The sequence below is a fragment of the Streptomyces capoamus genome (assembly GCF_014654935.1).
Classification (GTDB): Bacteria; Actinomycetota; Actinomycetes; order Streptomycetales; family Streptomycetaceae; genus Streptomyces; species Streptomyces capoamus.
The window spans coordinates 1-11266 of the sequence record NZ_BNBF01000028.1 but is presented as its reverse complement, the minus strand read 5'-3'; the positions used below and the strand labels follow the sequence as shown (position 1 = coordinate 11266).

Sequence of the window (11266 nt, the reverse complement as noted above, 5' to 3'; positions counted from 1 at the left end):
TCTCGCCGATGAAGATGTCGGAGCTGGACACCCGCGACTCCTTTGTCCTTCGTCCAGGGAAGCCGAACCCCGGGTCCCACCGGGGGTTCTGGCGCCCTCGGGGGTGAGAGCGATGCCGGCCCTTGGCGTTGTCACACTCTAGCGCGTATTGCCGGTAGGTGTTCGACAATGCCGACCGATGGACGGGAGTCTTGCTTCGGCGTTACGCGTGCGTCAAGAGTTCTGTTATCGAAAACAGGATCGTTATTGATCGCTTCGGGTTATCGACCTTCGTGCATGGACGTACGACTAGCCCCTTTTGTCCATTTCAGGGTAGATCGATGACCGGAACGCCGCCTGGCGTCCCGGTCGTCACCGCTCGTCGTCGCCGGTCAGAACCGTCCGGCGCCCAGGTCCCGGGAAACCGCGCGGGCGCAGTCGCGCACCGCCGCGATCAGTTCGGGGCGCAGCTCGCCGTCCCGGCACAGCCGCTCCACGGCCCCGGTGATGCCGACCGCGCCCACGGGCATCCGGCGCCGGTCGTGGATGGGCGCGGCGATCGAGGCCACGCCCTCCCAGGTCTCCTCCACGTCGGCCGCGTACCCACGCGCGCGCGTGAGGTCGAGGAGGTGCTCGAAGTCGCCGGGATCGCACACCGTGCGGTCCGTGAAGGGTTTGCGCTCGGCCTCCAGCACCTCGCTGTGCGCCACCGGGTCGTACGCGGCGAGCACCTTGCCCAGGGCCGTCGAGTGCAGCGGCTGCATCGCCCCGATCTCCAGCACCTGCCGGCTGTCGTCGGGCCGGAAGACGTGGTGCACGATGAGCACGCCCTGCTGGTGCAGGACCCCCAGGTACACGCTCTCCCCGCTGGAGCGGGCCAGGTCGTCGGCCCACACCAGGGCACGCGCGCGCAGTTCGTGCACGTCGAGGTAGGTGGTGCCCAGGCGCAGCAGCTCCGCGCCCAGCTGGTAGCGGCCGGAGGCGTCGTCCTGCTCCACGAACCCCTCCTGCTGGAGGGTGCGCAGGATCCCGTGGGCGGTTCCCTTGGCGAGGCCCAGCGACGAGGCGATGTCCGAGAGGCCGAGCCGCCGCTCACCGCCCGCGAGCAGCCGCAGCATCGCCGCCGCCCGTTCGAGCGACTGGATGTTCCGTGCCATCGCCGTTCTGCCTCCGTCCCCTTCGACTGCCGACGGTGCGGGAAACCGCCGTTCGGCAATGTCGAACACTACCGGTCGTTGCCGACCTCCCGCCAATGGTCGGACGACACCTGTTACATCGAGGGCGACCACACGTGGCACGGGGGACACCCGCGTCCGCCTCGTGGACGCCGCTGCCCATCCAAGCCGACGGGCGGCTACTCTGGCGCCGTGCGGCACGCCCCGCCCGACGGGGCAGGCCGCATAGCCGACAGCCGTCGCATCCCAGGGAGCCCCTACATGGCCTCGTCGCCGACGTCCCCTTCCGCCGACAGCCGGACCCGTGCGTCCGCACTCCGTGAGGCGCTCGCCACCCGTGTGGTGGTCGCCGACGGAGCGATGGGCACGATGCTCCAGGCGCAGGAGCCCACCCTCGAGGACTTCCAGCACCTCGAGGGCTGCAACGAGATCCTCAACATCACCCGCCCCGACATCGTCCGTTCCGTCCACGAGGCCTACTTCGCCGTGGGCGTCGACTGCGTCGAGACCAACACCTTCGGGGCCAACCTCAGCGCCCTGGGCGAGTACGACATCGCCGAACGCGTCGCCGAGCTGTCCGAGGCCGGCGCCCGCATCGCCCGCGAGACCGCGGACGAGTTCGCCGCCCGCGACGGCCGGCAGCGCTGGGTCCTGGGCTCCATGGGCCCCGGCACCAAGCTGCCCACCCTCGGCCACACCACCTTCACCGCCATCCGCGACGCCTACCAGCGCAACGCCGAGGGCCTGCTGGCCGGCGGCGCCGACGCCCTGCTGGTGGAGACGACCCAGGACCTCCTGCAGACCAAGGCCTCCGTGATCGCCGCCCGCCGGGCCATGGAGACCGCCGGCTACGAGGTCCCGCTGATCGTGTCGGTGACCGTGGAGACCACCGGCACCATGCTGCTCGGCTCCGAGATCGGCGCCGCGCTGACCGCGCTGGAGCCGCTCGGCATCGACATGATCGGCCTGAACTGCGCCACCGGCCCCGCCGAGATGAGCGAGCACCTGCGCTACCTGGCCCGCCAGTCCCGCGTCCGCCTGTCCTGCATGCCCAACGCGGGCCTGCCCGTCCTCGGCAAGGACGGCGCCCACTACCCGCTGACCGCGCCCGAGCTCGCCGACGCCCAGGAGACCTTCGTCCGCGAGTACGGCCTCTCCCTGGTCGGCGGCTGCTGCGGCACCACCCCCGAGCACCTGCGCCAGGTCGTCGAACGGGTCCGGGACCTCACCCCCACCGAGCGCGACCCGCGCCCCGAGCCGGGCGCCGCCTCCCTGTACCAGACCGTCCCCTTCCGGCAGGACACCTCCTACCTGGCCATCGGCGAGCGCACCAACGCCAACGGCTCCAAGAAGTTCCGCGAGGCCATGCTGGGGGGCCGCTGGGACGACTGCGTGGAGATCGCCCGCGAGCAGATCCGCGAGGGCGCGCACATGCTCGACCTGTGCGTGGACTACGTCGGCCGGGACGGCGTCGCCGACATGGAGGAGCTGGCCGGCCGCTTCGCCACCGCCTCCACCCTGCCGATCGTCCTGGACTCCACCGAGGTCGACGTCATCCGGGCCGGCCTGGAGAAGCTCGGCGGCCGGGCGGTGATCAACTCCGTGAACTACGAGGACGGCGACGGCCCCGAGTCCCGGTTCGCCAGGGTCACGCGGCTGGCGCGGGAGCACGGCGCCGCGCTGATCGCGCTCACCATCGACGAGGAGGGCCAGGCCCGCACCCCGGAGAAGAAGGTCGAGATCGCCGAACGGCTGATCGCCGACCTCACCGGGAACTGGGGCATCCGCGAGGAGGACATCCTCATCGACACCCTGACCTTCACCATCTGCACCGGTCAGGAGGAGTCCCGCAAGGACGGCCTCGCCACCATCGAGGCGATCCGCGAGCTGAAGCGGCGCCACCCCGCGGTGCAGACCACGCTGGGCCTGTCGAACATCTCCTTCGGCCTCAACCCGGCCGCCCGCATCCTGCTGAACTCCGTCTTCCTGGACGAGTGCGTCAAGGCCGGACTGGACTCGGCGATCGTGCACGCCTCCAAGATCCTGCCGATCGCCCGGTTCAGCGAGGAGGAGGTGCAAACCGCCCTCGACCTGATCCACGACCGCCGCAGCGAGGGCTACGACCCCCTCCAGAAGCTCATGCAGCTCTTCGAGGGCGCCACCGCCAAGTCGCTGAAGGCCGGCAAGGCCGAGGAACTGGCCGCGCTGCCCCTGGACGAGCGCCTCAAGCGCCGGATCATCGACGGCGAGCGCAACGGCCTGGAGGCCGACCTCGACCAGGCCCTCCAGGACCGCCCGGCGCTCGACATCGTCAACGACACCCTGCTCGACGGCATGAAGGTCGTCGGCGAACTGTTCGGCTCCGGCCAGATGCAGCTGCCGTTCGTCCTGCAGTCCGCCGAGGTCATGAAGACCGCCGTCGCCCACCTCGAACCGCACATGGAGAAGTCGGACGCCGAGGGCAAGGGCACCATCGTGCTGGCGACCGTACGCGGGGACGTGCACGACATCGGCAAGAACCTCGTCGACATCATCCTGTCCAACAACGGCTACAACGTCGTCAACCTGGGCATCAAGCAGCCCGTCTCCGCGATCCTGGAGGCGGCCGAGGAGCACCGGGCCGACGTCATCGGCATGTCCGGGCTGCTGGTGAAGTCCACGGTGATCATGAAGGAGAACCTGGAGGAGCTGAACCAGCGCGGCCTCGCCGTCCGCTTCCCGGTCATCCTCGGCGGTGCCGCCCTGACCCGCGCCTACGTCGAACAGGACCTGCACGAGATCTACGAGGGCGAGGTCCGCTACGCCCGCGACGCCTTCGAGGGCCTGCGCCTGATGGACGCCCTGATCGGCGTCAAGCGCGGCGTCCCCGGCGCCAAGCTGCCCGAACTGCGCCAGCGCCGGGTCCGGGCCACCGCGTCCGTCCAGGTGGAGGAGCGGCCCGAGGAGGGCCACGTCCGCTCCGACGTCGCCACCGACAACCCCGTGCCCACCCCGCCGTTCTGGGACACCCGCATCGTCAAGGGCATCCAGCTCAAGGAGTACGCGAGCTGGCTCGACGAGGGCGCGCTGTTCAAGGGCCAGTGGGGGCTGAAGCAGGCCCGCACCGGCGAGGGACCGACCTACGAGGAACTGGTCGAGACCGAGGGCCGCCCGCGGCTGCGCGGCCTGCTCGACCGGCTGCAGACCGACAACCTCCTCGAGGCGGCCGTCGTCTACGGCTACTTCCCCTGCGTCTCCAAGGACGACGACCTGATCATCCTGGACGAGCAGGGCAACGAGCGCACCCGCTTCACCTTCCCGCGCCAGCGCCGCGGCCGGCGCCTGTGCCTGGCCGACTTCTTCCGCCCGGAGGAGTCCGGCGAGACCGACGTGGTCGGCCTCCAGGTCGTCACCGTCGGCTCCCGCATCGGCGAGGAGACGGCCAAGCTCTTCGAGGCCAACGCCTACCGCGACTACCTGGAACTGCACGGCCTGTCCGTCCAGCTCGCCGAGGCCCTCGCCGAGTACTGGCACGCCCGCGTCCGCGCCGAACTCGGCTTCGCCGGCGAGGACCCCGCCGAGATCCAGGACATGTTCGACCTGAAGTACCGCGGCGCCCGCTTCTCCCTCGGCTACGGCGCCTGCCCCGACCTGGAGGACCGCGCCAAGATCGCCGAACTGCTGCGGCCCGAGCGGATCGGCGTGCACCTCTCCGAGGAGTTCCAGCTGCACCCCGAGCAGTCCACGGACGCCATCGTGATCCACCACCCCGAGGCGAAGTACTTCAACGCACGGTGACGCGTGTCCCGCCCAGCACACTGATCGGATTAGTCGTACACTGGTCGGTCCACTGCAGGCCGGTTCCCAGCCCGGGAACCGGCCTGGCCGTCCCTCAAGGAGGTGCGCCAGGATGACCAGCACGGTCCCCGCGCTAGGAACCCGCACGGGCGAAGGCTCCGCCCTGCAGGCGGTGCTGCTCGACATGGACGGCACCCTGGTGGACACCGAGGGTTTCTGGTGGGACGTCGAGGTGGAGGTCTTCGCCTCCCTCGGCCACACCCTGGACGACACCTGGCGGCACGTCGTGGTCGGCGGCCCCATGACCCGCAGCGCCGGCTTCCTCATCGAGGCGACCGGCGCCGACATCACCCTCGCCGAGCTCACCGTGCTGCTGAACCAGGGCTTCGAGGACCGCATCGGCCAAACCCTGCCGCTGATGCCCGGAGCCACCCGGCTCCTGGCCGAGCTGCACGCGTACGAGATCCCGACCGCCCTGGTCTCCGCCTCCCACCGGCGCATCATCGACCGTGTGCTGTCCGTGCTGGGCCCGCACCACTTCGCCCTGTCCATCGCCGGTGACGAGGTCTCCCGCACCAAGCCGTTCCCCGACCCGTACCTGCTGGCCGCCGCGGGGCTCGGTGCGGATCCGGCCAGATGCGCCGTCGTCGAGGACACGGCGACCGGCGTCGCCGCCGCCGAGGCAGCGGGCTGCCGGGTCGTCGCCGTCCCCTCCGTCGCCCCCATCGGACCGGCCGAAGGACGCACCGTCGTCTCCTCCCTGGAAGAGGTCGACCTGGCATTTCTCCGCGGCCTGATGACGGAAATGCGCTAACCGTTCACCGGGGGTGCCCCCGGACCCGGAGAGTCCGGGGGAGTGCGATCTTGAATGGCCGCGCCGGGCCCATTTCCGGAGAAGCGCGCCCACGGGAAATTCCCGGGCGGGTGACCGGCCGAATCGTGCTGACCGGCGGCACAGTTGGCGGTGTGACGTTCCCCACGCCGGAGCGCCTCGACAACGTTGGCCGAGTGTGCTGACCCGCCCCCGCGAGGGCGGAGCGACGGCACGTTGTGTCCCGATTGGGGAGACGCTGCACCAAACCTGCCGCTGTCGGGTTTTCGGTGTGTCCGCAACCGGTTTCACTGCGTGATGGGGGGTCAACTCACGGCGCCGTGAACCGGGCTGCGGGCGCGGACTAATCTCATCGCGAGAACACCCCCGAGAACCCCCTGTGATCCGCCGCACCACCCCTGCATGCCGGATACACGGACCCGAACAGCTCTGGAGAAACTCCCGCATGAACCGCAAGACTTTGGTGCTGCCGGCGGTGGCCGGCCTGCTCACCCCGGTTCTCGCCGCGTGCGGCGGATCCGACAGCGGGAGCAAGAGCGGTGACGCCATCGTCGTCGGTACCACGGACCAGTTCACGGCCACCAAGGACGCCCCCGCGCCCCTCGACCCGGCCTACGCCTACGACGTCGGCACGTGGAACATCCTGCGCCAGTCCGTGCAGACGCTGATGGCCCAGCCCAAGGGCGAGGGCGCCCCCGTCCCGGACGCCGCCGAGAGCTGCTCCTTCACCGACAGCGGCAGCGAGCGCTACGCCTGCAAGCTCCGCGAGGACCTGAGGTTCGCCAGCGGCGACCCGGTGACCGCGCAGGACGTCAAGTACTCCATCGAGCGAGCGCTGCGCATCAACGCGGACAGCGGTGTCTCGGCCCTGCTCAACACCATCGACACCGTCGAGACCCAGGGTGACCGCGAGGTCGTCTTCCACCTGAAGACCGCCGACGCCACCTTCCCGTACAAGCTGTCCACCCCGGTCGCGGGCATCGTCAACCCGAAGGACTACCAGAAGGACAAGCTCCGGGACGGCTTCGAGATCGACGGTTCCGGCCCGTACACCTTCCAGGCCGACGTCAAGAACGACGCGATCGTCTCCGCCACCTTCACCAAGAACCCCTCCTACCAGGGCAGCGTGAAGGTGAACAACGACAAGGTCGAACTGCGCGCCTTCGGCGACGCCGACGCCATGAGCGCCGCGATCGACAAGGGCGACATCGACGTCATGACCCGCACCATGTCGCCCGCGCAGATCCAGAAGCTGGACGGCGGCGGCGACGACAAGGTCGACCTGGTCGACATGCCGGGTCTGGAGATCCGCTACCTCGCCTTCAACACCGACGCCTCCAGCGTCAAGTCCAAGGCCGTACGCCAGGCCATGGCCCAGGTCATCAACCGCGGCGAACTGGTCTCCAAGGTCTACGGCACCCAGGCCGAACCGCTGTACTCGCTGGTCCCGGCCACCGTCACCGGCCACTCCAACTCGTTCTTCAACAAGTACGGCAACCCCAGCGTCGCCAAGGCCAAGGACGCGCTTGCCAAGGCCGCCATCACCACCCCGGTGAAGCTGACCCTGCACTACACGACCGACCACTACGGCTCCGCCACCAAGCAGGAGTTCGAGATCCTGCAGAAGCAGCTCAACGACAGCGGTCTGTTCGACGTCTCCATCGAGGGCCACCCCTGGGCGACCTTCCGGCCCGCCGAGCGGAAGGGCCAGTACGACGTCTACGGCATGGGCTGGTTCCCCGACTTCCCCGACGCCGACAACTTCCTCGCGCCCTTCCTCGACAAGAACAACTTCCTCGGCTCGCCGTACAACAACAGCAGCATCCAGCGCTCGCTGATCCCGCAGTCCCGCCGCGAGGCGGACCGGCTCGGCGCCTCCAAGAGCCTGACGGAGATCCAGGACATCGTCGCCGAGGACGTACCGGTGCTGCCGCTGTGGCAGGGCAAGCAGTACATCGCCGCACGCGACGACATCACGGGCGTGGCCTACGCCCTCAACTCCTCGTCTACGCTTCAGTTGTGGGAACTCGGCCGCGGCGTGAGCGGCTGACGGTTCTCCGCACCCGGGGCCGGGCACGGCCCCGGTGCCCGGGACCAGGGACGGCGGCCCCGGGCTGACGAACCGACGACAAGGCACATTTCAAAGTGAACATGCGCACCCAGTGGCCGGTCCTGCCCCTCGTGGCGGGGCTGGCCTCCGGCCTGTTGACCGGCTGCGGCTCCGAGACCGGTGACTCCGGGGGCACCGGCTCCTCCGTGGTGATGGGGATGTCCGACGACGTCCTCGCCACGGACCCGGCATCCGGCTACGACCCCGGCTCCTGGCTGTTGTTCAACAACGTCTTCCAGTCGCTGCTCGCCTTCCCCAAGGGCGCGACCGAGCCCCAGCCGGAACTGGCGAAGCAGTGTCGCTTCACCGACACCCGGGCCATGGTCTACCAGTGCGAACTGAAGGACGGCCTGAAGTTCAGCAACGGCGACGCCCTCACCTCCGAGGACGTGAAGTTCTCCTTCGACCGCCTGCTGAAGATCAACGATCCCGCCGGCCCCGCCATCATGTTCCCGATGCTCGACAAGGTCGAGACACCGGACGCGAAGACGGCCGTCTTCCACCTCAAGGTCCCGGACGCCACCTTCCCCAGCAAGATCGCCTCCGGCGCCGGCTCCATCGTGGACCACCGCCAGTACGACGCGGACGCCCTGCGCCCCGACCACCAGGCCGTCGGCTCCGGACCGTACAAACTGGACTCCTTCGACAAGGACGAGGCGGTCTTCTCCGTCAACGGCAACTACCGGGGCAGCGCCGAGGTCAAGAACTCCGGGGTCACCCTCAAGTTCTTCCACGGCGACCGCACCGCCCTGAAGCAGGCCCTCCTCGACGGCGGCATCGACATCGCCTACCGAGGCCTGACCGCCGCCGACATCGCCCAGCTCGACCAGCAGGACGACAGCAAGGGCGTCGACGTCATCGAGGGCAGCAGCGCCGAGGTCCAGCACCTGGTCTTCAACATGAAGGACCCGGTGGCCGGCAAGGCCGGCGTCCGCAAGGCCATGGCCTACCTCATCGACCGCGACGCCCTCATCAAGGACGTCTACCAGGGCACCGCCACCGCCCTGTACTCGATCATCCCGGCCGGCATCGCCGGCCACAACACCGCGTTCTTCGACACCTACGGCGCCCGCCCCTCCCGGGAGAAGGCCGCCGCCGCACTGCGCGCCGACGGCATCACCGGCAAGGTGAAGCTCACCCTGTGGTCCACGCCGTCCCGCTACGGCCCCGCCACCGACGAGGAACTCAAGGCCATCGCCGGCCAGCTCGACGCCAGCGGGCTGTTCGACGCCGACGTCCGGTCGGTCCCCTTCGGCCAGTACGAGAAGGACATCGCCGCCGGCAAGTACGGCGTGTACGTCAAGGGCTGGGTGCCGGACTACCCCGACGCCGACAACTTCACCGCCCCGTTCTTCGGCAAGGGCAACGTACTGGACAACAACTACAGCAACCGCACCATCGTCAAGTCCCTGATCCCCGGCACCGCCGCGCAGAGCGACCGCGCGGCGACCGACAAGGACTTCGGCAGGCTGCAGGACATAGTCGCCGCCGAACTGCCCGTCCTGCCGGTGTGGCAGGCCAAGCAGTACGCCGTCGTCCGCGACGGCGTGTACGGCCTGGAGTACTGCCTGGACGCCTCCACGGTGTTCCGGTTCTGGGAACTCAGCAAGAGCTGAGGCCGCACACGCCGAGGGCGCCCCGCTCCACCGGAGCCGGGCGCCCTCCGCCGTCGTACGGCCCCCCGGGGGGACTGCCGCCCCTACTGGGCGCCGGGGCGCACCAGACCGCTCTCGTACGCGTACACGGCGGCCTGCACACGGTCCCTGAGACCCAGCTTGGTGAGCACATGACCCACGTGCGTCTTCACCGTCGTCTCGCTGACGAACAGATCGGCGGCGATCTCCGCGTTGGACAGCCCGCGCGCCACCAGCTTCAGCACCTCCACCTCACGGTCGGTCAGCGTGTGCAGGGTGTCCGGCACCGGCTCCTCACCCGACGGCAGGTGCGTGGCGTACTTGTCCAGCAGCCGCCGGGTGATGCTCGGCGCCAGCATGGCCTCACCGGCCGCCACCACCCGGATCGCCTGCACCAGTTCGTTGGCGGGCGCGTCCTTGAGCAGGAAACCGCTGGCGCCGGCGCGCAACGCCTCCACCACGTACTCGTCCAGGTCGAACGTGGTCAGCACCAGCACCTTGGCCGGACCGTCCCGGCCCGGCCCGGTGATCTGCCGGGTCGCCTCCACGCCGTCCATCCGCGGCATCCGGATGTCCATCAACACGACGTCCGGCTGGAGCGCGCGGACCTGGTCGAGGGCCTGCAGACCGTCACCGGCCTCACCGACGACCGCGATGTCCTGCTCGGCCTCCAGGATCATCCGGAAACCGGTACGCAGCAGGGGCTGGTCGTCGACCAGTAGGACGCGGATGGCCACGTGACACTCCTTCGCTAGTCCCGCCCCATTCTGCCCTGCCGGGAATTCCCCGATCACCCGGTCCCGGACCCCGCCGGCCCGACCGGCAGCGGGTAGGGCGGGGGAGTACCGCCGAACTCCGGGCAGTGCTCCCGGTGGTCGCACCAGCCGCACAGCTTCGTCGGCCTCGGCCGCCAGTCCCCCGACTCCGTGGCCTGCCTGATGGCCTCCCACAGCGCGTGCAGCCTGCGCTCCACCCGCTCCAGGTCGGCGAGGACCGGGTCGTACGTCAGCACGTCCCCGCTGCCGAGGTACACGAGCTGGAGCCGGCGCGGGACCACCCCCTTCAGCCGCCAGACCACCAGGGCGTAGAACTTCATCTGGAACAGCGCGCCCTCGGCGTACTCCGGGCGGGGCGCCTTGCCCGTCTTGTAGTCGACGATCCGCACCTCGCCGGTCGGCGCCACGTCCACCCGGTCGATGATCCCGCGCAGCCGCAGCCCCGACTCCAGCTCGGCCTCCACGAACAGCTCGCGCTCGGCCGGCTCCAGCCGGGTCGGGTCCTCCAGCGTGAACCAGCGCTCCACGAGCCGCTCCGCCTCGGCGAGCCAGCCGGCCAGCCGCTCCCCGTCCGGGTCGTCCGCGAACAGCTCGGTCACCTCCGGCCGGGTCTCCCGCAGCCGGTCCCACTGTCCCGGGATCAGCGCCTTGGCCCGCGGCGCGGTCCGCTCCCCGGCGGGCGCGTCGAACAGCCGCTCCAGCACGGCGTGCACCAGCGTGCCCCGCGTCGCCGCCGCGCTCGGCTTCTCGGGCAGCCGGTCGATCACCCGGAACCGGTACAGCAACGGACACTGCATGAAGTCACTGGCCCGCGAAGGCGACAGAGAACTGGGCGCCCGCACCTCCCGAACCCCGGCCACCGCGACGCCGAGCCCGGCGGGTCCGGGGGTGGCGGGGCCGGGGGCGCCGGGTTCGGGGGTTTGGGGTGCTGTGGTGCCGGGGGTGGCGGGTTCGGGGGTTTGGGGTGCTGTGGTGCCGGGGGT

General features: G+C 70.0%; 7 protein-coding genes. 4 read left to right on the top strand and 3 right to left on the bottom strand.

What is annotated here, in order from left to right; translation table 11 throughout:
• Positions 1-371 precede the first annotated feature (371 nt).
• Positions 372-1136, bottom strand: coding sequence for an IclR family transcriptional regulator (locus IE312_RS32200; RefSeq protein ID WP_189985788.1), 765 nt, complete (start codon positions 1134-1136; stop codon positions 372-374).
• 279 nt (positions 1137-1415) lie between these two features.
• On the opposite strand from IE312_RS32200, the gene metH reads away from it, so the two are divergent.
• The 4 genes from metH to IE312_RS32180 all read left to right on the top strand — a co-directional run bounded on the left by metH (position 1416) and on the right by IE312_RS32180 (position 9489).
• Positions 1416-4931, top strand: a complete 3516-nt coding sequence (gene metH, locus IE312_RS32195; RefSeq protein WP_189985787.1) for a methionine synthase — start codon at positions 1416-1418, stop codon at positions 4929-4931.
• A 112-nt stretch (positions 4932-5043) separates the two neighbouring features.
• Positions 5044-5745 carry an HAD family hydrolase gene (locus IE312_RS32190; RefSeq protein WP_189985786.1) on the top strand — a complete coding sequence of 234 codons (702 nt, stop codon included), beginning with the start codon at positions 5044-5046 and terminating at the stop codon, positions 5743-5745.
• 463 nt (positions 5746-6208) lie between these two features.
• Positions 6209-7813, top strand: coding sequence for an ABC transporter substrate-binding protein (locus IE312_RS32185; protein WP_189985785.1), 1605 nt, complete (start codon positions 6209-6211; stop codon positions 7811-7813).
• Positions 7814-7908: 95 nt separating this feature from the next.
• Positions 7909-9489: an ABC transporter substrate-binding protein gene (locus tag IE312_RS32180; RefSeq protein ID WP_189985784.1), complete on the top strand. Its 1581-nt coding sequence runs from the start codon at positions 7909-7911 to the stop codon at positions 9487-9489.
• A gap of 83 nt (positions 9490-9572) precedes the next feature.
• On the opposite strand, the gene IE312_RS32175 is transcribed toward IE312_RS32180, so the two are convergent.
• On the bottom strand, positions 9573-10244 hold the full coding sequence (locus tag IE312_RS32175) for a response regulator (protein WP_014671700.1): 672 nt from the start codon (positions 10242-10244) through the stop codon (positions 9573-9575).
• A gap of 53 nt (positions 10245-10297) precedes the next feature.
• Positions 10298-11143: a RecB family exonuclease gene (locus IE312_RS32170; RefSeq protein WP_189985847.1), complete on the bottom strand. Its 846-nt coding sequence runs from the start codon at positions 11141-11143 to the stop codon at positions 10298-10300.
• Positions 11144-11266 lie beyond the last annotated feature (123 nt).